The sequence below is a fragment of the Hafnia sp. CBA7124 genome, assembly GCF_002355555.1.
Classification (GTDB): Bacteria; Pseudomonadota; Gammaproteobacteria; order Enterobacterales; family Enterobacteriaceae; genus Hafnia; species Hafnia alvei.
Genome location: NZ_AP017469.1, coordinates 1,894,708 through 1,919,135 on the forward strand (window position 1 = coordinate 1,894,708; position 24,428 = coordinate 1,919,135).

Annotated in this window: 15 protein-coding genes; 6 read left to right on the top strand and 9 right to left on the bottom strand. The window is 39.3% G+C overall.

Going from position 1 to position 24,428, the window contains the following annotated elements; genetic code table 11:
- The first annotated feature begins 24 nt into the window (after positions 1-24).
- The 5 genes from CPY98_RS08690 to CPY98_RS08710 all read left to right on the top strand — a co-directional run bounded on the left by CPY98_RS08690 (position 25) and on the right by CPY98_RS08710 (position 7,525).
- Positions 25-360, top strand: coding sequence for a multidrug efflux SMR transporter (locus CPY98_RS08690; RefSeq protein WP_025801799.1), 336 nt, complete (start codon positions 25-27; stop codon positions 358-360).
- A gap of 978 nt (positions 361-1,338) precedes the next feature.
- Positions 1,339-3,618, top strand: a complete 2,280-nt coding sequence (locus CPY98_RS08695; RefSeq protein ID WP_096387368.1) for an FdhF/YdeP family oxidoreductase — start codon at positions 1,339-1,341, stop codon at positions 3,616-3,618.
- Positions 3,619-3,837: 219 nt separating this feature from the next.
- Complete coding sequence (locus tag CPY98_RS08700) at positions 3,838-4,593, top strand: helix-turn-helix domain-containing protein (protein WP_051874128.1); 756 nt, start codon at positions 3,838-3,840, stop codon at positions 4,591-4,593.
- Positions 4,594-4,826: 233 nt separating this feature from the next.
- Positions 4,827-5,978 (top strand): EmrA/EmrK family multidrug efflux transporter periplasmic adaptor subunit, encoded by a 1,152-nt coding sequence (locus CPY98_RS08705; RefSeq protein WP_096387371.1) that lies wholly within the window; start codon positions 4,827-4,829, stop codon positions 5,976-5,978.
- Between the two features lie 8 nt (positions 5,979-5,986).
- Positions 5,987-7,525 carry a DHA2 family efflux MFS transporter permease subunit gene (locus CPY98_RS08710; protein WP_096387373.1) on the top strand — a complete coding sequence of 513 codons (1,539 nt, stop codon included), beginning with the start codon at positions 5,987-5,989 and terminating at the stop codon, positions 7,523-7,525.
- Positions 7,526-8,496: 971 nt separating this feature from the next.
- Here the strand turns inward: CPY98_RS08710 and yfdV are convergent.
- The 9 genes from yfdV to CPY98_RS08760 all read right to left on the bottom strand — a co-directional run bounded on the left by yfdV (position 8,497) and on the right by CPY98_RS08760 (position 22,742).
- A complete protein-coding gene (gene yfdV, locus CPY98_RS08720) occupies positions 8,497-9,459 on the bottom strand; it encodes a transporter YfdV (protein ID WP_043492932.1) in 963 nt (320 codons plus the stop codon).
- Between the two features lie 35 nt (positions 9,460-9,494).
- Entirely contained in the window at positions 9,495-10,643 is a 1,149-nt protein-coding gene (gene yfdE, locus CPY98_RS08725; RefSeq protein WP_043492935.1) for a CoA:oxalate CoA-transferase, read from the bottom strand.
- 11 nt (positions 10,644-10,654) lie between these two features.
- Positions 10,655-12,349, bottom strand: a complete 1,695-nt coding sequence (oxc, locus tag CPY98_RS08730) for an oxalyl-CoA decarboxylase (RefSeq protein ID WP_096387376.1) — start codon at positions 12,347-12,349, stop codon at positions 10,655-10,657.
- Positions 12,350-12,417: 68 nt separating this feature from the next.
- Entirely contained in the window at positions 12,418-13,668 is a 1,251-nt protein-coding gene (gene frc / locus CPY98_RS08735) for a formyl-CoA transferase (RefSeq protein ID WP_043492949.1), read from the bottom strand.
- Between the two features lie 711 nt (positions 13,669-14,379).
- On the bottom strand, positions 14,380-15,018 hold the full coding sequence (zinT, locus tag CPY98_RS08740) for a metal-binding protein ZinT (protein WP_369828320.1): 639 nt from the start codon (positions 15,016-15,018) through the stop codon (positions 14,380-14,382).
- A gap of 448 nt (positions 15,019-15,466) precedes the next feature.
- Positions 15,467-16,978, bottom strand: a complete 1,512-nt coding sequence (locus CPY98_RS08745; RefSeq protein ID WP_096387381.1) for a basic amino acid/polyamine antiporter — start codon at positions 16,976-16,978, stop codon at positions 15,467-15,469.
- A 73-nt stretch (positions 16,979-17,051) separates the two neighbouring features.
- Positions 17,052-19,424 (bottom strand): Orn/Lys/Arg decarboxylase N-terminal domain-containing protein, encoded by a 2,373-nt coding sequence (locus tag CPY98_RS08750; RefSeq protein WP_096387384.1) that lies wholly within the window; start codon positions 19,422-19,424, stop codon positions 17,052-17,054.
- Positions 19,425-19,530: 106 nt separating this feature from the next.
- Positions 19,531-20,997 carry a basic amino acid/polyamine antiporter gene (locus tag CPY98_RS08755; protein WP_096387387.1) on the bottom strand — a complete coding sequence of 489 codons (1,467 nt, stop codon included), beginning with the start codon at positions 20,995-20,997 and terminating at the stop codon, positions 19,531-19,533.
- A 749-nt stretch (positions 20,998-21,746) separates the two neighbouring features.
- Entirely contained in the window at positions 21,747-22,742 is a 996-nt protein-coding gene (locus tag CPY98_RS08760; protein WP_096388734.1) for a LacI family DNA-binding transcriptional regulator, read from the bottom strand.
- 432 nt (positions 22,743-23,174) lie between these two features.
- Between CPY98_RS08760 and CPY98_RS08770 the strand changes: the two genes are divergently transcribed.
- Entirely contained in the window at positions 23,175-24,416 is a 1,242-nt protein-coding gene (locus CPY98_RS08770; protein ID WP_096387392.1) for an MFS transporter, read from the top strand.
- Positions 24,417-24,428: the final 12 nt, after the last annotated feature.

Sequence of the window (24,428 nt, forward strand, 5' to 3'; positions counted from 1 at the left end):
ACATTACAGTATGAAGAGAATCCTATGCCAAACACTTATATTATCCTTGCGATTTCCATTTGCGCTGAAACGCTGGCAACCACGATGATGAAAGCGTCTGAGGGCTTTAGCCGCTTGCTACCAAGCGCAATTGTGATCATCGGCTATGCAATTTCATTTTATGGTCTGTCTCAGGTTGTAAAAACGATGAATATCGGTATCGCTTATGCCATATGGGCTGGCATGGGAATCTTTTTAGTATCGATTATGTCGTTCTTCATTTATAAACAAAAACTCGATCTGCCGGCGATTGCTGGAATGGTGCTTATAGCGCTTGGGATTATGGTTATCCAATTGTTTTCAAAATCAGTAACGCACTAATCCTTACAATATATTGAGGGCACTAGCAGGCCCTACTTATTGTTTTTTCATGTTTATTTTAAATTGAATGATTCAGAACGACTGTTCTGAAAGCTGCTCAGAAGTTGACTCAAAAGATAGGAGGCAAACTATTTTTTCATCATATTACACTACAAATAACTACGTGTAGCATGTCGTTAAGCTACTCGCCACAAACGTATATTCGGAAGGGGAGAAAGCTTAGTAAGGTCTGTAACAGCAGGGTGAATATATTGTCAGCATTCTGATAAAATCGATGCTGGCATAAGTGTGCAATTCAAATCCCATATAAATTCATATGATAATTAAAACGGTAGGCTAAACTTAAAATTAAAGGAAAAATTCCATCCTTTTTTTGCACTGTTTTTTTGAATCTTACACATTAGCAGTGAAATATTTTAGGCTTTACTGCATACCTAAGTGTATTTATACACAAAATTTTGAATAGTATACGAATCAGAATATTCGCAGCCTAAGAATATTTTCTCTTCATTTCTTATATCGTCTTCGTCAACTAAGTCATTATCATCAGCATTTGACATCTCCACAAATTGATTAGCTGTTAATTTTATTTTATGACTTAGTAGGAATAATCCGTCATAAGGCCATGTTTTTGTGGATGAAATGTCGATTTCGCTATGTGCTGGCGATACCAGTAATATAGATATAAATAACAAGAAAAATAGGTTAGTTGGCAATTTGATGATTTCCATATTTGATGTGAATTATATTTTATAAGTTAAAGACTAAAACCTAAATATTGATTAAATAGAAATTTAAAACTTACTTTATTGGTAGAGGGCCATTCGTGATTGTTTTATTATTAATTAATAAACTGTGTTATTAAATTATTGGAAATATTAACATCGTTTATAAAGTATTTAATGTTAGTCATCTTAAAATTCACCGACTTATTTATTTATAAATATTAACTAAATTTTATCCTAGAGAGGAAGCATCGTGACAGCAAAGATTAAACCATATAATGGAGCAGCTGCCGGTTGGGGGGCTGTCAGAGCGGTGGTGAGCTCAATTCGACATGAGATGGATGTTCAACATGGTCTAATTGCACTTTTTCACATGAATAAAGTCGACGGATTCGACTGTCCAGGATGTGCGTGGCCGGATCCAAAACATACATCATCTTTCGATGTGTGTGAAAATGGTGCTAAAGCTGTTTCCTGGGAGGCGACAGAAAAACGAGCGGATGCTGAATTTTTCAAAACCAATACCGTAAGTGAATTGCTGGGATGGGAACCTCGTGCACTCGAACAGACTGGCAGGCTTACAACGCCTCTTAAATATGAACCCTCTACTGATAAGTATTTACCCATCGAATGGGAAGTAGCTTTTGCTGAAATCGGTCAAAAACTTAAGTCTTTCAATGACCCTGATGTTGTAGAGTTTTATACCTCAGGGAGGACCTCCAATGAAGCAGCATTCCTGTATCAACTCTTTGCAAGAATGTATGGCACAAATAATTTCCCAGACTGCTCAAACATGTGTCATGAGCCAACCAGTGTTGGACTCATGGAGAGTATTGGAGTAGGCAAGGGAACGGTAAAATTAGAGGACTTTGACCACTGCGACCTAGTTATTTGTATTGGCCATAATCCTGGAACAAACCATCCAAGAATGCTGACTTCTTTACGAAAAGTAGCGCTGAGAGGGGCGAAAATTATTGCAATAAATCCAATGCAAGAAGTCGGACTTACGAGCTTTATTGCCCCACAAAACCCTTATGAGATGCTAACCGACAAAGGTACCCATTTAGCTAGTGAGTATTACCATGTTCGCGTCGGAGGAGATATTGCTTTGATGAAGGGCGTAATGAGATGTCTAATCGAATTACATGAAAAGTCCTTATCTCAAGGTAAAGAAGGGATCTTAGACATTGAATTTGTCCAAAATCACACGAATGGATACAGGGAACTTCGTACAGATGTGCTTAATACAGCGTGGGAACATATCATTGAGAGCAGTGGCATCAGTCAAGAAGATATACACCACCTAGCCGCAAGCTATGCATCTGCAAAAAAAACCATAATTTGCTATGGCATGGGGATAACACAGCACGAACATGGAACCCAAAATGTGCAGCAATTAGTCAACTTACTTCTCTTAAAGGGAAATATAGGGAGAGAAGGGGCTGGTATCTGTCCTCTACGTGGTCATTCCAATGTTCAAGGTGATAGAACAGTAGGGATTACGGAAAAACCGAATAGCGAGTTACTCCATAATCTGAATAAACGATTCGGGTTCATACCGCCAAAAAAATTTGGGCATTCTGCCGTTGAAAGTATGAAAGCTATCTGCAGTGGAAAATCAAAGGCATTAATCTGTCTTGGTGGGAATTTTGCAGCAGCGATGCCAGAAAGTACAACTACATATCCGATGTTTAAAGAATTAGAGCTAACGGTACACTTAGCAACGAAGCTAAATACCTCACATTTATTAGTCTCTAAAAACAGCTATGTCTTCCCTGTCTTAGGTAGAACAGAAAAAGATGTGCAAAATGGCAATTATCAGTTTGTTAGCGTTGAGGACTCAATGTCAGTAGTTCACTCCTCCTGTGGAGTCCTAACACCTGCGAGTGAAAATCTGAAATCAGAGTGTGAAATTATTGCGGGGTTAGCTAAAGCAACTTTAGGGCAGGAAAAGGTTAACTGGGATGAATTGAAGAGTAACTACGATTTAATTCGAGATCACATAGAAAAAGTGTTTCCCGATTTTAGTCATTATAATGAACGAGTGAGAAAACCAGGAGGCTTTACATTAACAAATTCTGCTTCTGAAAGGCGATGGCTCACAGCGTCAGGACGAGCTAATTTCGTGACTTTTACGAGTCTATTAGAAGATCCAAAAATCCCGAATAACATAGGGATCATATTGGCAACCGTACGCAGTCACGATCAATACAATACAACAATCTATGGGATGGATGATCGTTATCGTGGGGTATATGGACAAAGAGACGTATTGTTTATAAGCAAAGAAACAGCTCGCAGCATTTCTGTTAATGACGGTGAACGAGTGAACATAATTGCGCTGAATCCTGATGGGACTCGTAGTGATAGAAGGATGAATCAACTTAAAGTAGTCATTTATAAAATGGCAGATAAAACGGCGGTTACATATTTTCCAGAGTCTAATCACATGATTACCTTGGATCAGCATGATAAAAAAAGCGGCATCCCAGCCTATAAAAACATTCCAATAGAAATAGAGATTTGCAACTAGCCATCATGTTTAGTTTATATTTATACATTTATCAAGATTTAAGTGTAGGATATTTATCTTGAGTTGGATGAAATTAAAATTCAACGTTGCTTAAACGAAATAAAGTGGATTTAACTCTACAGAGTAAATACATCTATTTCAATTAGCACTAGGTGTTCTAGTATTTATAAAGAATGAATCTTATAAATATTTAATTTATTCTATATAGGCTAATCAATAATGTGCAACCATAGTTTTAATGATACTAATGCCTGTTATCTTCTTCTTAGCTGTGACGCAGATTTTTCATTTAAATCTGAAGTTGGTTATGAGCTCATTGGCTCTAGCACGATGGTGTTAACCAATAGTGAGAATAGGAAGTATTTTCCATATCAGAATATACATGAAATAGCTATCAAGCAAAATTTACTGCATGAGTTGATAAGCTTTTTATCTGCGAAGCAGTTAAAGTTAGGAAATAGAAAAAAAGTCTCTGACTACTATTGTGCACATTTCGATGTGCATGATGTTTTTTTCAAAACGGTTGAGTTATCGCTATTACAAGCTCAGTCTGAACAAGAAGAATCTAAGTACGTAACCCATTTGTTAATGCTGTTATCCTACTTCTTTGAACAGTCTCAATTATTAAGTTATTTACTACGCGCAGTAAGGCATATTACATGCCTACAAGTAGAGGCAATTATTGAAAGTTGTCCCTCTAGAAACTGGAAACTCAATGATATAGCTAATGAACTATGCATGAGCGCTAGTGGATTAAAAAGAAGATTGCGAGAAGAGGGAACTTGCTATAAAAAAATATTAATTAAAAGCCGTTTGAAGTTAGCAAAGTTTTTACTAGAGTCAAAAAATATTTCGATACTTGATGTCGCTAGTAAATGTGGCTTTTCTAACGCATCTTATTTTATTGCAGTATTCAAGAAGCATTACTTAATAACACCATCTTGTTATTCCAAGGGCATATATTGTTGCGTGTAGCTACTGTAGTAGCTAGTGGATAAATTTCATGAATCCATCGTATGTGTTGTTCAATGAGGCTTTTTGTGAAACTGATGGCTTTGATGTTAGCAATGTCTGCGAGTTTTATTGTTGGGACGTTTATGTTAATAACCCTGATGATAAAGATGTGGGATCACATTATCATAATATAGTGTTGCTGTATTTTTGTTGTTGTCTTCGTTACCTAAATAGTATCATGCTTGGGAAATAAAATGAGTTTAAGTAAACTATCAAAAGATAAGGTAAACCTCACTAGAAATAAACTGATATTATCGGTTTTTATTGTTTTTTTTCTATGTGTATCTGTTTTTTCAGTCTACTGGTTTTTAGAACTAAGAGAGTTGCAGACAACTGATGATGCTTATGTATCAGGTAACAAGATATCAATATCTTCCCAGGTAGCATCTAGCGTCGTAAGTATAAATTATACTAATACAGACCTTGTTAAAAAGGGGGATGTACTGGTTCAGCTTGATAGTACGGATGCAACATTAGCTTATAATAAAGCCAAAAGCAATTTATCAGAAACAGTTCGAAAAGTTAGGCAACTATATATAAATAGCTCGCTTGATAGAGATAATATTGAGAAGGCAAGAATAGCATATGAACAATCACTGACTGATTTGAATCGGTACTCAAGGCTCACTGGTGTAGCCGCGGTGCCTCATGAAACTCTTCAGCATGCGAAAAATTTAGTCGCAAGTAATAAAATCAGTCTCAATATCGCTTTGCAAGAATACAAAAGCAACCAAGCTCTATTGCGTGATACAAATTTTGCCAATCAGCCATCGATTCAAACTGCAGCTGATGCTGTGCGCGAGGCTTGGCTAACACTCCAGCGAACAAAAATTAAAAGTCCAGTCACGGGCTATGTCGCACAGCGTAATGTGAATGTTGGAGAAAATATTAGTGTAGGGCAGAGCCTGATGGCCATAGTTCCAATGGATCAGTTTTGGATAAATGCTAACTTTAAAGAAACTCAGTTAGGTCGTGTCAGAATTGGGCAAAAGGCAAGCTTTACGACTGATATATATGGAGATAGTGTTGTTTATACTGGATATGTAACGGGTATTAACATGGGGACAGGCTCAGCATTTTCATTACTTCCTGTTCAAAATGCTTCAGGGAATTGGATTAAAGTAGTTCAACGTGTTCCTGTTAAAATTATGGTTGATATTGACCAACTCGAAAATAATCCACTTAGGATTGGTTTGTCTACAAATGTGAAAATTAAAACAATTGGTGGTGAGGCGTCTTCACTTCCGAAAACGCAACGCGGCACACCAGTGTACAGCAGCAAGACGTTGGTTTTAGATACTGCCGATGTAGATCGGGAGATTGTCGAAATTATTAATACCAATTAAGATATTCTATGACGACTCAAACGAATAATATGTCTCCTCTCAAAGGTATGAATCTAGTTTTAGTGACTATTGCATTGTCGATGGCGACTTTTATGCAAATGCTCGATTCAACTATATCAAACGTAGCTATACCTACCATTTCAGGATTTCTTGGTTCTTCAACAAATGAAGGTACTTGGGTTATTACTTCATTTGGTGTTGCTAACGCAATCTCCATTCCAATTACAGGACGACTGGCCCTACGATTTGGTGAATTAAAACTTTTTATTATATCGGTTTCATTATTTTCCTTAGCTTCTCTTTGTTGTGGTTTATCTAACAGCTTAGATGTGCTGATTTTTTTTAGAGTGATTCAGGGGGTAGTTGCAGGGCCATTAATTCCTTTATCTCAAAGCCTGCTATTGCGGAACTATGCACCAGAAAAAAGAAATATTGCACTTGCCTTGTGGTCTATGACAGTCATTATAGCTCCGATATTCGGTCCTATTTTAGGTGGGTATATCTGTGATAATTTCAGCTGGGGATGGATATTTTTGATAAATGTTCCCTTTGGTATTATTGTTGTTTTAACAACTACAGTTGTCTTGAGAGGTAGAGAGACAGACATTGTTCCTGTGAAGCTAAACTTGGTTGGACTTAGCTTGCTGGTGCTAGGTGTTGGCTGCTTACAAATAATGCTAGATAAAGGCAACGACCTTGACTGGTTTAGTTCTAATCTGATAGTTTCGCTGTGTATTATATCGGTTCTCTCTATTATCCTTTTAATTATTTGGGAGGCAACGTCACCTAATCCGTTAATTGATCTAAGTTTATTTAGATCTCGCAATTTCTGCATTGGTGTTCTAGCCATAAGTTGTGCATATTTAATATATTCTGGGGCAATAGTCTTGATGCCACAATTATTGCAAGAGGTCTTTGGATACACATCGGTATGGGCCGGATTGGCGTATTCGCCTATAGGTATTATTCCTCTTATAATTGCACCCATTATTGGCCATTATGGCAATAAAATAGATATGAGGATATTAGTAACATTCAGCTTTATCGTTTATTCGGGATGCTATTATTGGAGAGCTATAACTTTTAACACAGATATAGATTTTACAGCAATTATTGTACCTCAATTTATCCAAGGCTTTGCGGTTGCTTGCTTTTTCTTACCTCTTACGACAATCACGCTTTCTGGGCTAGCTCCCGATAAATTTGCAGCCGCAACGAGCATGAGTAACTTTTTTCGTACGCTAGCGGGTTCAATAGGTACGTCGATCACTATCACACTATGGAGTCGAGGAGGATCTTTTCATCATAGTAATTTATCTGAATCGATATCCACTTTTAGTGAGGAAAGCGTAGAACTAATAAAAAAACTTAGCTATGAAGGGTTGGATTTATCACAGTCGTTGCAATATATAAATACTCAGGTTACACAACAAAGTTTGTTAGTTTCTGCAAATGATATTTTTTATTACTCATCAGGCATTTTTCTAATGCTTACACTAATTGTGTGGTTTGCACGCCCTCCATTTAATACTAAACCTGCTACATGATATTACTTTATGGATACTAGGAGAAACGTTTCTCTTAGTATTCAAGTTTATTTATTGATTTTTGGTCACAATGTCTAGATAGTAAAATAAGTGTGGGTTTACTTAAACACCTAGGCCTCATTTCTCATCGCGTTAAGCACTGCTTTAGTGTTGCATGCTAGCACAGAATTTTCATAGACTTCCCAATAGTCGAATGCAACATTTCGTTAGCTAGTAGTCGAGATATTTAAATAATTATTGCAATATAATATACAAAGAATCTTTAGCAGTTTTTCGACAGGTTCGACATCTATTGATCGCTGATAGAAGTATATTGTGAGTTAAGCTCTTTGCAATGCTAGTGATTTATGGATAGGGACTATATTGAGTTTTCAATGCATTTATGGCGAGTAGGGGGTTTTACAGAGCCAAAAAATAAAGAGTAGGAGGTTTTGAATAATACAGTGAGTCATTGAAAATGATAATTTCTAGCCTTAGTATTTAATCAAAATAAATAATTAATATTGTAAGTCTGCTAGAGCAGGTGCCGACCTTTCAAATAGTAAGGTCGGTATCGAGGTGGTCCAAATAACCTTAAAGAGCTTTATTTAACTCGTAGAGATCTATGCTATCGGCTTCCTTATTATTTAAACTCTCTTTTTTTCTAAGAGTTGCTATCTCTTGAGATAACGAGTACATATCATTCTTGATTGAAGAGTAACTCTGAAATATAGCTATATTATCTTCGTTTGTATCTGACATTCTCTTTTTAATTTTATCTATTCCGTGGCTGATTTTCTTTAGTTTGAAGTAAAAAAATATCATTATAAATAAAGATATAATGATATAGGTAAATATTACTATCGGAATTAAGGTTATTGAGTTCATATTAATAGATTTTAAATTATTTTCCCAAATGGTAAATTATCGTAAGGAATGGCTTTGCTATAAGCATTACTATATATGCTACATAGCAAAGCGTGGTCCTATAGCTATTTTATCAACGAAATTATATATTCACTCTGTGTTAGGTAAATCCACATTGGTGCTGTAATAACAAACATGATCGTACTTACTGCTAGGGATGATGTGCCTGTTCTTACATAAGTATCATAACGACTAGCGATAATAATACCTGAGAATGCAGGCGGAAGAGCTGCAATTAATACAAGCATCTGCAGTTTTTCCGTTTGAATACCAAACATTATACCGGCGATAAGAATTATAGCGGGCGTGAGTATTAATCGATAGAAAGTGTTGAAGACGATTTCGCGATCAAATTCAAATTTATGAGCAGATAGTGTAAGACCGGCCGCAAACACGGCTACCCCGGCATTTGCCTTGGCGATTAGGTCAAATGTAGGATCTAAGATTGGTGGAAAATGTATGTCTAGCATAACAAGGCAAACTGCTAATACTGGGGCCCATACAACAGGTTCTTTAAGTGCAGAATATAATGCACTTAGTTTACTGGTGTCAGAGCTGTTAGCACTTGATTGAGGGCCTAGCAAAAAGAGGCCCAATGGTATAGTTATTGCGTTGACTATAATTGCAACGATGGCTACCACTAAACCTGTTGCCGTCCCTGTACCATAGATTGGTTCTAGCACAGCAAACCCTAGGAAACCAACTGTGGGTGATCCTGCAATCAGTGCGCAAACTGCTGACTCTGGCTTAGTTCTTTTAAATATGTATTTGCAACTAAAATAACTAAGCATGAAGAGTACAACTAGAACGACAGTACTTACTAGCGTTAATGTTGAGTCTTGAAATATTTCAGCTCTATTTGATTTAGTTATTGATACGAATAATGCTGCAGGCAAAGCATATGTAAGAACCATTTTATTAAATGCCTTGGCTTGAGTTTCTGTGAAAGAATTTTTCTTTCCAGAAATATAGCCTAGAGCCATAATAATAAATATAGGGACGAGATCAACCATAAAAATATGGAACATTTAGAACCTCTCGGTTTTATTATATGAATTTAAGTTTACAAAAATTCTTTGCGAATTTTTTCACCATGCTCGTTTAGGTTTGGTGCTGCTGGGCGTTTTTTTGGATCTGGATACCCGCTGAGTTTTATTGGGTTCCCTGGCATCTTAATGCCACCTGATTCAATAAGCATATTTCTATCAACAATCTGTGGTAACTCCATTGCCTCTTTAACTGTTAATAGTGGTGCTACCGGCACGCCAAAATTCCTAATAATTTCTACCCACTCATCACTTGCTTTAGTTTTAAGGGTGAATTCTAGCTCAACCTTCAGTTCAGCTTGGTTTGCAACTCTTAAAGCATTACAAGAGAATCGAGGGTCATCTGCAAGATCGGTTCTCCTAATTCCATTGCATAATTTTTCAAATAAAGAATCATTGCCGCAACATATAGATATATATTTATCATCCGTCATGTATATATCAAATGGAGACATCGAAGGATGTCTATTTCCTATTCTCTCAGGTGCTTTCCCAGTAGCAACATACGCCATAAGTCCGTGTTCAAGAAAGGCTATTGTTGAATCAAACATTGCTATGTCAACATGTGATCCCCTGCCATTTCTATCTCGGCCATATAATGCACTGGTGATTCCACAAAACATAAATACACCCGCGCATAAGTCTGAAATGGAGGTACCAACACGTGTCGGGGGAGAATCTGGAAATCCAGTTTCCATCATAATTCCACTCATTGCCTGTATAATAGTATCGTAGGCAGGTGAGTTTTTAAGTTCTCCGGTCTGTCCGAAACCAGAAGAGGACGCATAAATGATATTTGGGTTTATTTTTACAATATCTTGGTATGAAAAACCTAACTTTTCCATTGTCCCTGGGCGAAAATTTTCAGCTAATACATCTGCTTTTTTTACTAGGGCTGTGAATACCTCTCTATCACACTCATCTTTTAGATTTAATGCGATACTTTCTTTTCCTCTATTAACAAAACTGTAATATAAAGATTCGTTATCAATAAATGGACCATAACTTCTCGTATCATCCCCGTGTTCTGGGATTTCTACTTTAATGACTCTAGCGCCTAAGTCAGATAATAGCTGTGTTCCAAATGGGCCATTTAATACGTGTGTAAGATCTATAACCAATAGACCATCAAATGGCCCTTTGTCATTGTCAGTTTTAGTTGGCATTAAATCACCGATTATTTTACAGAATTTGTCTTCGGGTTTAAATTTTTAAGATGCCCACTTTCAACGCCAGCGGATGCATCAATAATACAGTTAATGAGAGTGGGGTGTTTATTGTTTAAGCTGTTTTTTAGGGCATTGAGCAACTCATCAATTGACTTAGCACATACACCATACCCACCGAAAGCCTCCATCAATTTTTCATATTGCGAGCTCATTAGCAATGAAGTAGGAGCTGGGTCACTTGATGTGCCATTAATTTCATCACCTCGATATATGCCACCATTGTTAAATACAATAATGGTCACTGGAAGCTTATAGCGACATATGGTTTCTATTTCCATACCACTGAATCCGAATGCGCTGTCACCAACAATAGCCACAACTTGTTTGTTTTCTGTAACCGCAGCTCCGATTGAGTAGCCCATGCCAATGCCCATTACTCCCCATGTACCACAATCTAATCGGCGGCGAGGGTGATACATATTAATAATATTCCTAGCATTATCCAGAGTGTTCGCTCCTTCGTTAACTAAATAAATATCTCTCCATTTTTCCAGCTCATTATTGATTGCACCGAGAGCATTGAAATAGTTCATAGGCTCGGTTATTTGCTCAATTTTTAAAGCCATTTTTTCTGCATTAATTTTTTTGTGTTCTTCTATAGCATCTATCCAGTCATTGTATTCATTCAAAGAGAGGGGATTAAGAGAAGATAATAGCTCTTTAATAACAGAGCACATATCTCCAACTAGCGGAGCTTCAATCGGTCTATTGCTATCAATCTCCATAGGCTCGATATCGACTTGTATAAAGCGCGTTTTACTTGACCAATGAGGGCCTTTTCCATGACCTAATAACCAATTTAATCTGGCTCCGAGCAGAATCACAACATCTGCATTTTCGAGAACAAATGATCGAGCAGTTGCTGCAGATAAAACATGATCATCTGGCAAAACTCCCTTGGCCATTGACATAGGTAAAAATGGGATCCCGGTCATTTCAATGAATTTTTTTATTTCATTTTCTGATTGAGAATATGCTGCACCTTTGCCGAGAATAACTAAAGGCTTCTTCGCTTCGCTTAATACTTGTAATGCCTTATCTACAGATTTCTTTGAAGGAAGCATATCTGGTGCAGGATCCTCAACAACAAACACCGATTTTTCAGCATCTGTTTCTTTTAAAGCCGCTTCAAGAACACTGGCTGGAAGGTCTAAGTAGACGCCACCTGGACGACCGGATACTGCCGCGCGAATTGCACGAGCGATACCAATACCAATATCTTCTGGTTTGTTAACTCGATATGAGGCTTTAACAAATGGCTTTGCGATATTCATTTGATCTAGCTCTTCATAGTCGCCTTGCTGCAAATCTACGATTGAGCGATCACTTGAGCCGCTAATTTGAATCATCGGAAATGCATTTGTAGTGGCATTTGCGAGGGCGACTAGCCCATTTAGGAATCCAGGCGCTGATACAGTTAAACAAATCCCTGGTTTCTTTGTGATGTAGCCACTTATCGCGGCGGCATTTCCAGCATTTTGCTCATGCCGAAACCCGATATAGCGGATACCTTCGTTTTGTGCAATTCGGGCCAAGTCTGTAACTGGAATGCCTACAACGCCATAAATGTTTTCTACTCCATTGGCTTTAAGAGCCTTAACGACAATATGCATGCCATCGGTCATTGCGCTATTATTTTCCATAATACGTTATACCTTGATATTTATTAATGAGAGGTATGGCAACAAGCATGTTGTTGCCATATACATTTTTAAATGACTTTATTAATCTTTAATTCTGATACTTCTTTTTCTGTATAGCCAAGTTGATTCAAAATCTCTTCTGTATGTTCACCAAGCAATGGTGCAGCTTTAATTTCTGGACAGAATCCAGAGAATTTAATAGGACTACCCACGGTTAGGAACTTACCACGTCCAGGTTGTTCCACTTCTACTACAGAAGCGCTCTCACGCAGAGACTTATCATATGCAATATCTTTCATACTCATCACAGGAGCACATGGAACGCCGTACTTTCTCAAAATCTCCACCGCTTCAAACTTATCTTTATCCGATAGCCATTTTTCAATATCAGAAAAAATATCAAAGATATGAGGCTGACGTGCCTTTGCAGTATTATATTTTGGATCATCAATCCATTCTTTTTTATTAAGAACGATGCACGTGTTTTCCCAATTTTGCTCTTGTATTGTGAAGTAAATGTATGCGTTCGGGTCCTCCTCCCATCCTTTACATTTTAATACCCATCCTGGTTGGCCACCGCCGCCAGCGTTACCTCCACGAGGTACGACATCTGTGAATACGCCATTTGGATACTGCGGATACTCTTCTAGATAGCCAATCTTTTCTAAACGTTGCTGATCTCGTAGTTTTACACGGCACAGATTTAGCACGCTATCTTGCATAGATACTGATACTTTCTGGCCGACGCCTGTTTTTTCACGGGCTAATAAAGCAGTAAGGAGCCCAATTAGTAAGTGCATTCCTGTGTTACTGTCACCCAAGGCAGCCGAACTTACTGTAGGCGGACCGTCCCAAAAGCCCGTTGTAGATAACGCACCACCAACAGCTTGAGCCACGTTCTCATAGCTCTTTAAGTCGTTATAGGGTGAGCATTCGTTAAATCCTTTAATTGAACCAAAAATAAGTCTTGGGTTTAATTCATGAATATGTTCCCAACTTAAACCCATATGGTCTAATGCGCCTGGATGAAAATTCTCAACAAGAATGTCTGCGTCTTTTATAAGTTTCTCCATGATAGACTCGCCCTCTGGAGTTTTAGTATTTAACTCTAGTGAACGTTTATTGCTATTTAGCATCGTGAAATATAAAGCATCTAGATCAGGAATATCTCGTAATTGTCGACGAGTGACGTCTCCGATACCTGGTCTTTCAATCTTAATTACATCTGCACCATACCATGCCAGCATCTGAGTACATGATGGGCCAGATTGTACGCCCGTAAAATCGAGAACTTTAATACCGCTTAAAGGCAATTCCATATAGAAACCTATATTTGTTGTGAGTGGATTTTTATTATTTAGTTATTCACTTAAACCTATCGACAACGGCCATATTGAAGTTTTTTTGTGGTTTATAAAAACAATGTTTTTCGGTTACATCTTTTTTAAATAGTTTCATTGTGGTAATAATTATTTTCTAAATGCACAGTCAATGATATTTTTTTCAATATAAATAAATATGCTTTGTTTATTTGCTGTTGAATTGTTTTTTAGATGAAAGTATCAAATTTAATATCAATTTTGTAATTTATCATTCAGATGTTTAAAATATCACATCAACTTAACTCGTTTAAATTTCATTAAAGAAGTGATGTTTTTCTATTATCGGTTTACAATTTATTTAATTGACAGGCGTTACTCCGTCCTTTTCGTGAAAATGAACGAGGGAGTCACTATTTAGGATATAACTATATAGAATTGATCATGGTCACAAAACAAACGCGTATAGCCAAACCCTGATGGAAGAGGGTTCCTCATCAGCTGTTGTCGGCCACGCCATCGGCATAAGAATCTATCTACGCAGTAGGGGCGCATGTGTATTAGGCGAAAATTCAGAAGCCTCAGAACTAATCAATATAATGAAAGCCGGAAGCCGAATGGATCAGAGTGATTGTTCTGTAAAAGTCTAACATTGGAGTTTTGCTAAACGGTACAAAAAACCCTACGCGAGCACGTAGGGTGAGATAATATTTAGTGATGTAGCATATCGTCAACGACCTGTTGCGTTGTCAGCTGATAAGGGTAGTAAGTAGGCCAATTATTCATTTCTGTCAGTAGTGCTTCTTGAGAGGTATTGCCCATGAATATATGGAAATGACTCGATTTGCGCGGGGCAATAATATGATCGCTAAATTGCACATATTTAGGTGCTTGGCTGCCAGCATCTTTACACTCAAAGAGATAGCGCACTCCTTTCTTCCCTGATGTGTAGTTCAGAATTTTGTATCCGCTATAATCATACTTGCAGGAACTTTCCTTGTTCCCGCGCTGGAACGACATTACGCCATTTTCAATGCCGATAATATCCACATCGCTGGCGTATCCCTTACGATAATAGGATTTAATCTGCTCAAATGTTTGACTGGAGTCTTTTTTAGCTTTCATCTTGAACACTGGATCGAGCTCACCGCTTTGCAAGTATGGATAAACTGACTGCCATACACCGTCCCAATCCGTCAGTTCTCTGTCTTTAACATTCTTATCGCTGAAAACACCGAGGGCTGCCTGCTGCTCAACTTCGCTCATTGGCTTACCATGCGAATGATGTCCATGAGATTGTACATAGCCGCTAACTAAAAGCGCAGCCAGAGCCAATGAAAGCTTACCAATATAATTTGCCAAGATACTCTCTCCCTATGAGTTAAGATTTGCAATGATATATTATAACATATCATTACTCAATCCCGTTTCTATCGGATGTGACATCACTGGGTACAATCGCTCGCCTTCTGCAAACAGGCTGATGGCCGTATGGTGGGAGTGGTGGGGCTCTGAACGATTCACTCATAGATATCATTCTGATTCGGTGGGGCACATAAACTCAGCGGTTCCAGCGCTACCCTTAGCCAAATATTGAAATAGGCTATATTCGGCTCGAAGTAAAAATATGATGGATATTTAGTTGATGAACCAATGCATGAGGGTAGGCATAATTTGATGATGTACTTCTGAATATGTGGAAAATGTAAATGATGATTTTCTCAAGGGGCAGGGGACTCTCCCCTTGAGAAGGGCGAGCATCATAGCTTCGATGATACTCACTGAATAGGACATTTTCCTAAAGAGAAATTCTACCTGTCATTAGCAGACCAATAACGATGGCATCCAACAAAAGTAGAAGTGCCAAATAGATAATTTCTTTATTCTGTAAAATAGGCTGATTATTTCCTTTTTCTTTACGTGACCAAATAAATACAGGTAGCCCGCAAGTGAGGAGAATAGGCACCAGTGCAACATATTGAATTTGGCTGGCATATAGAATAAAGAGGCAGAATATAGCACCCAAAACACCGCTAGTAAGCGCTAATCCTCTGCCTTTCTTAGCATACTGATCATATTGGCGATTAAGGCAGATTTTTACCATATATAACGTTGTTGTAATGTAGGCGGGAACCACCATTAGGGCACTAATGTTATACATCGTATTCCATGCATCGTTTGAAAAATAAACGAGTAGCATCGCTGCTTGCATGACGAAACTGCTGACCCACAACGAAACATTTGCCGCCTGCTTTTTATTCGTCCGAGCGAAGGCCTGAGGGAATGTACCTTTCTGGCCTGCCACCATCGGGATCTCAGCGCAAAGCATCGTCCATGCTAACCAACCGGCTAATACGGAGATGATTAACCCGATGTTCATTAGCCATTCACCCCATGGCCCTACAACCTTAGCCAACACGCCCGCAGTTGAAGGATTGCTGACTTGAGCTAATTCCGCCTGAGGCATTACGCCAAAAGGCAAGACTGACATCAACATATAGATGATAAGAGCTATTATGAAACCTAGCAGAGTCGCTTTACCGACATCTTTCTTGTTTTTGGCTCGACCCGAAAGAACGACCGCGCCTTCAACACCAATAAAGGCCCACAATGTGACTGTCATAGGCGCAAGAATTTGCGACATCAGCGAAATGGATTCTGAATGATTATTCACCTTTTCAAAGATGTGTGGTGCAGTACCCCAAAAGTTTGTTAACAGCTGTGAATAATTTATTAAAAAGCCCAGCAACAGGACGAATAGCACTAGCGGGATGAGCTTAGCGATTGTACCTATTGTATTTATAAAGCCTGCTACTTTTGTCCCTGAGAGAACAAGGAAGTTATAGCCCCAGATTAATACCGACCCACAAATGATAGAATTGAGGTTATTTCCGTCCGTAAATACACCAGGGAAAAATTGATTAAATGCATCCATCAGGATTACGGCAAAAGCGACGTTACCGAAGGCTGTCATCAGCCAGTAGCCCCAGGCAACATTAAACCCTATGAATGAGCCAAAACCTTCCTGTGCATACATATACACACCTGCCTGTAGGTCAGGGCGTAAGTCAGATAACAGACGAAATGAATTGGCTATAAAATAGATACCAATACCCGCAATGATCCACGCAATAAGGACGGGGCCTATTGCGGATGTTGCTGCTGTATTTTGAGGAAGGCTAAATACACCACCACCTAACATTGAGCCAACGACTATCGCGATTAGCGCAATGAGTCCAAGTTTATGCTCTCCGCTTTTACTTTCATTATCAGTTGCATTAGCTACCGACGTTGAGGATTGATTTGACATAAATAAGATCCTGACATGGTAATAGGAATCAACCCAACTCTATGAGAGTCAGGTTGTCGATATTAAAAACTCGCTATTGGCGGCCTTTTTTGATTGTTGAAGCAACCTGACGTTTAAAGCGAACATGCTCCGGCTTTTTCACCGCGTCACGTTCATCTTCAATTATTGCTCTCACCCAAAAGTCACCATTTTCATCGACATTGACGCCTTGTATTTCATGCTCAAAGCCAGGGTAATGCTTATCAAATTCTTGCAGGGCACGCAGATAGCCCATGATCCCTTTATCACCATGAGGTAAACGCTCACCGGGCATTAATACAGGGATTCCCGGTGGGTATGGAACCAACATACTCGCCGCAATACGACCAGAAAAATCATCTAGACGGATATGTTCTGCCTTATAGCGGAGTACTTTTTGATAAGCAGCAGCAGGTGTCATGACCGGCTCTGGATCAGTATTCACGGCAGCACTAATATGGTTCATAAGATCCAACTCACGCATCTTTTCATGCATTTGCTGGCAGAGTTGTTTAAGCGTCATTGTGTCATAGTGTGGCGATTTACCCTTCAGTGATGGAATAGCGTCTACAGCCAAGGCGTCGGTGTCATAGAGTTTTTTGAAGGCCAGCAAACTTTCAATTAACGTTCCCCATTTGCCTTTCGTAATACCAACAGAAAACAGAATAAGGATCGTATAGTCACCAGTGCGCGCAATTTCGATGCGTCTATCATCTAGGAATTTTGTGATCAGATATCCAGGGATCCCTTGATCTTCATAGCCGCCGTCGAGATTGATGCCGGGGCAGGTGATTGTGACTTTTACGGGATCAAGCATACTGTTCGTGTTGATTAGGTCATTATCCTGAAAACCGTGCCAACGCTCACCCGCTCGCAGCTCCCAGCAGTCAGCGCTTTGATTGAGTAACTCAAGAGGTGCCTGTTCAAAGCTGTATGTCGTATTCGTTGCCTTATCGTGAACCTCGGTCGGCTGCAAGACATCGAAGAACCATGAAGATTGACCTTCCTGCTCGTGGATCTGGCGCTTAACCGATACCACTGCTTTACGAAAAGCGATAGCTTCATCGATAGACTCTTGTACTAAAGAACGTCCCGATTCTCCCTGCATCATACTGACCGCAACATCAATAGAGGCAATAATTGGGTAGAATGGAGATGTCGTGCCATGCATCATGAACGAATCATTGAAGTCGTCATAATCTAGCGGCGCTCGACTACTTTTTTTCACATGGATCATTGATGCCATTGATAACGAAGGCAGCATCTTGTGTGTCGACTGTACAGAGAAAATGGTAGGGCGCTCAGGAGTATCCTCAGCATCCATAGCAAAACGATTTTTATACATGGGATGGAAACGCGCATATGCATACCATGCTTCGTCAAAATGAATGCGCGGGACGCTGGCGCCTAACTCTTTAACGACGTCATTAACGTTGTAGCAGAAACCATCATAGGTGCAGTTGGTGACAACGGCGTAGGTTGGCGATGAGCTAACAGCGTCAGAAGTGAGTGAGCTTTTAGCAATGAGCTCATCAATACTCTCTTTTTTTAAGCGCTGATTTGGGATCGGACCGATGAGGCCATAGGCGTTTCGTGTTGGCTTGAGATAGACGGGACGCGCTTGTGAAAGTGTCAGCCCATGATTTAACGACTTATGACAGTTACGATCCACTATCGCAATTTCATCTGCCGCTACGGCTCCTTGGGCAACGATTCTATTCGAGCCTGATGAACCTGATACGCCATAAAAGGTCCAATCAGCCCCGAAAAGCTCAGCGGCAATATCTTCCGATTTTTTGGATGGTCCTGCATGGATGAGATAGTCACCCATTTCTGCGGTAGCAACGCCGATATCAGCGCGCATCATATTTTCACCGAAGAAGTTGATAAACTCAGCGCCAACAGGGTGTTTTAGATAGGCCATACCGCCCATGTGGCCAGGGCAATCCCAATAATAATCGCCATCCTCGGTAAAATTCTTTAATGTTTTAAAATAAGGTGGTAGAAAGTTCTCTGCATATCGATGTACAAGAGTATAAATTCGATTAGCAGTAAATGTTGCCGTTTCCGAGAATAAATAAATATATTCAGAGACTTCTTTGAGAAGAGCTAGAGGAGTTTGAGTCGTTATATCTTCTTCAGATAATAAGAATAATGGCGTCGACGAATTTCTTTGACGGAATGATTGAACAAATTTCTGACACTCTGCGCTCATGTCAGGATTGTTTGCGTCCCAGTAAATGCCGATGGCACTATATTTCTGACTTTCCTGGATAAGTCTTACAGCATCATTCAGGTTATTTGCAACAGAAGTTGAAAATCCTCTTTCAGCGACTGCTAGTTTGAGTTCTTCCAGTGATTGTAAGGCTGGACTATCTTGTTCTAGCCTCGGAGATGACACAAATAAAATATTATGATTAAACTTCATAATTAAATTCCTTTAGTTTAAATATATAATGTCTAACAATATGAATGAGCGATACCACCTCTAAATGATTAGAGGCCTAGTCCTTTCTTGAGATGACGTTGTTTAGCTAAAATTTTATCGTATCATTTAAAAATAAAAATCCAGTAAACAGATCAAGAACGATTAGGGAAATGAGAAACTTCATCTCCTCTGGCTGGAATATATTCCTTTCACCACTATCCTTGATTCGTGCAAAAATAAACAATGGTAAACCCAGTGTTAATAAAATAGGGACCATGGCCAAGTATTTTACTTCACTGGCATAAACCATAAATAAACAAAATAAAATACCTATCAAAGAAGTGACTAATGCAGTTTTCCGGCCGTTTGGGGCGTATTTTTTATATTCGCCAGTCATGCATAATTTACATAGATAAGCCGTAGACATTAAATACGCAGGCAACACGGTTAGAGCTGAGATCGCCAGCATTGCTAGCCAAGCATTACTAGAAAAGTAAACCATTAATACAACAAGTTGCATTAAAATACTGCTAGCCCAAAGAGATACAGAGGCTGCTCCTTTATTATTTTTTCGTGCAAAACTTTTGGGGAATGTCCCATTCTGGGCCGCCGCCATAGGGATCTCAGCACAAATCATTGTCCATGCTAACCAGCTGGATAATACTGAAATTAGTACGCCAATGTTGATAAGCATTTCTCCCCATTCGCCAACGACCACCTTCAAAATTCCGGCTGTCGACGGTGTTGGTATCACGCTGAGCTCTTTTTGAGTCATGACGCCAAAGGGTAAGATTGAAATCAAAATACATACGACAAGTGAAATAACAAAGCCAATGAACGTTGCTTTTCCGACATCCTTCTTATTTTTTGCTCTACCGGATAACGCCACTGCGCCTTCAACCCCAATAAAACACCACAGGGCTACATCAAGAGGTGATGTGATTTGTGAGAACACCGAGCCTAAGTGCTCTTGAGGCAAGGATGGATTATTTCCCCATATATTGCTTGTGATCTCGGTTACATTGAGAAGATAAACAAGAATAAATATAAATACGATTAGAGGTATTAATTTTGCTATGGTGCCTACAATGTCAATTTTTCCAGCGAGTTTTGTTCCTGATAATACTAAGAAGTTAAATCCCCAAACAAGAATAGAGACACCTATGACAGAAGTGATATTGTTCCCGCCACGAAAATCACCAGGTATAAAATAGTTCAGCGTGTCCATGACCATAATTCCGAAGGCAATATTGCTGAATATGGTCATCAGCCAATAGCCCCAGGCGACAATAAATGCGCAAAAGGCACCAAAACCTTGCTGAGTATAAGTATAGATACCGGTTTGTAAGTCTGGTCTAATATTAGATAAAATTATAAACGTTCTAGAAATAAAAAACATACCAAAGCCACAGATTAACCAAGCAATAGCGACAGGCCCAACCTCGGAGTTTGCCGCCATATTTTGAGGTAATCCATCAACACCACTGCCAATCATCGAACTAACGACAATAGCGACAAGGGCCAATAAACCTAGTTTTTGGTTGTCATCTTTTCCTTTTATGCCTGTAGGCATAATCATGCTCCTCTCTTCGAAAATATTATTTGATATAGTTAGGCTGGTATTGAATGAATGGGAGCATTGTATTTGATGAGTGGATTCTCCATGAGATATTTATTTTTGGCATATAGTCTATTACGGAAATAACGTAAAGTTGTTATAACTAAACCGTTTATAGTATGTTGAAAATAAAAAAATTGGCCTTTTTGACTAAAAGGAAAATTCTGCATGATACATACCTTTAGACGATTTCATTGATTAGCTAATACAATAGCCTCGCATCTTTAAACAAATGCATAACGTTAATTGATTTCAGTATTTCATAGACGAGAAGTAAACCAATTGACAACTATTCTGGTTTGGCAATTTTTTTACTTATAGAATGAAGAAAATAATTGGATTACAGGACTGTATAGGGAGTTAAATTCTGGTGGGTAGGGTTTTATTACATATGAAGATCATGCACTTATTTAGTTTGGATGGGGACTTATAAACTCGTGTGCGCTGTAAACCAGTAGAAATATCATACTAAAGCTAAATAGGCTCTGATTGCGGGGCTAGTGCACCATATTATCATTTCAAAAATGATAAGCATTATAAGGAACTACCATTAGAATAGTTCTTGTTTATGGGACCGCTCGGCGATTAAAAGCTTCATGTTTCAACAATGACTCTTAAACGCTATGACCTCATCGCCTATGAGACTCATTCCTACTAAGGGATTAGCATTGTGAAATATTAGAGACTTAGCTTCTTAACGACTTTCATATTGAAGCCCGTTCTAACAAAGGGCTTTTAACATGGACTGTTCTTCTATGAGACTCACTATTTATGATATGCAGTGCACTCAAACGCCCAATTTCATAGTGAGGCAATTGAACCGTAGATAATGCAGGTAAGAACAGTTCACCAATGCCTACCATATTATCATACCCCAAGACACCTACATCCTCTGGAATGCGGATTCCACGACCAAGCAGCACCTGATAGACAAGAAAGGCTATTCGGTCATTACCACATACGACGGAATCAAAGGTCAATCTACCCTTAGGCATATTCGCCTGCACCATTGCGGGAATATCCTGATAATGCTCGTCACCAAATTCCATATAACAATGCATCAATGCGTCTGGATCTATTCCTGCTTCATGAAAAGCGCGTTCTAAACCCTTTAAACGACGAATTGTCGCTGGATGATTGGCAGGAAGATGTAGGCATAGAGGACGGCGATATCCTCTCGCCAACAGTGACTTTATAGCGTCGTACTGTCCCTGCTCATCGTTTGGGATATAGCTTGCAATAGGTTCATGTAGACTTTCACAATTTGCTAATACGCATGGCAAAGACAGTAGTTTATGAGGGACTGGTACCTGACGTAGCCCCATAGTGGTATAGATAATACCACTGGGTCTATGGGAAAGAAGCAGGTCAACCATCGTTTCTGGGCTATCGTCTGAGAACATATTCACGACGAAACTGTTCCATCCATGTGCTCGCGCAGTTTCTTCAATTGATAAAGTGATATCAACGGAAAAGGGAGTTGTGACCGTATCTAGAGCTAAAACACCTATTGTGTCGGGAGTTGCACGGGCTCCGCGGATTTTTTTCGCAGATAGGTCGGGAACGTAATTTAAATGATTTATGGCTGTCTGAACGCGATCTAACGTCTCAGCTTTTAGTTTTTCAGGACTGTTAAGTGCTCGTGATACCGTCATTAATGATACGTTTGCCAGTTTTGCTACATCTTTTAGTGACGCCATAATTACCAGTCCTAATGATATGAATCCTAACCTAAGTTCTAATTGCATCAGGCTATACAACTCTGTTTCTGATGTAAAAGAATGCTTTTATTTAGTGCAGTCATCGATTTAAGAAGAGGGCGCCTAGCCTGTTTGTCGGACAGCCACTTCACGAAGATATCGTTTATACGTGAGCCAGTCTCTTCCATAGTTTTAGAGGCAAACCTATCCATCGGGTCAAAAGCTCGCAGCCTGTTACATTTTACATCGTATCCCATCATTCGTGTTGAATTGCTGAGCCTTCAGAAGACCTGTCGAAAATATGATCTCTCTCTCAATTATTTTATGTTAACGTTAACTTATGTGATTAACATCATAAAGTGCAGCAAAATAGCGAGATGAACTCATTTTGTTAACGTTATCATTTCTTCATGCCCCCTATATGAGATTGCTATGATGAAGAAGCATCATTCTCGCAGTTACCCATTATTAAGTGCTTTGTTATTTTTCTTTTTTGTCAGTTGGTCATCTTCAAGCTCATTGCTTTCAATCTGGCTCCATCAGGAGGCCGGACTGAAAGCCACTGATACTGGTATCATTTTTGCTGTTTTGTCAGTTTCAGCATTATGCGCTCAGGTATGTTATGGATTTATTCAGGACAGACTGGGATTACGCAAAAATCTGCTTTGGTATATTACCGCGCTATTAATTCTTTCTGGGCCTGCGTATTTGCTCTTTGGATACTTACTGAGCATCAATATTCTGTTAGGCAGCGTATTTGGCGGCTTATTTGTCGGTCTGACATTTAATGGGGGTATCGGCGTTTTAGAGTCCTATACCGAGCGTGTCGCTCGACAAAGTACCTTCGAGTTTGGCAAGGCGCGCATGTGGGGATCACTCGGTTGGGCTACCGCGACCTTTTTTGCGGGCTTACTCTTTAATATTAATCCGAATCTTAATTTTTTAGTGGCTTCCTGCTCAGGCCTAGTTTTCTTCTGCCTGCTTGCTCGTTTGAAAGTTAGCACTCCTGCAAGTTTGGAAAAAGTTGAAGTGGGGGCTGAAAGAGTGACATTGGAAGATGCATTAAGACTCCTGACACTCCCACGGTTTTGGGCTTTGGTATTTTTTGTGGTTGGGACCTGTATTTATAGTGTCTATGACCAGCAATTCCCCGTTTATTTTGCCTCACAATTTGCAACCCTGAGAGAAGGGAATGCAATGTTCGGCTATTTAAATTCGTTTCAGGTCTTTTTAGAAGCGGGCGGTATGTTCTGTGCACCTTGGTTAGTCAATCGCATTGGTGCCAAAAATGGTCTTATATTTGCTGGCATGGTAATGGCCTTACGTATGATCGGCTCAGGTCTGGTTGAAGGGCCTCTGCTGATTTCAATTACAAAGTTACTCCATGCCGTCGAGTTGCCAATTCTGTTGGTCGCTATATTTAAGTACAACAGCATAAACTTCGATAAGCGCCTTTCCTCAACGCTATACCTTGTAGGTTTCGCTTGTACAAGCTCCGTCATCGCTTCCGTTTTATCTCCTCTTGCTGGCTATAGCTATGAAAAATATGGCTTTGCGCAATCCTATTTACTGATGGGATTGATGGTGTTTAGCACCACGTTTATTTCAATATTTCTTTTGCGAGGCCATAAGTCCTCTACAGCAGGTGTGCTTTCGCGATCTTCTTCCCTTTGACTGAAAAAGAGT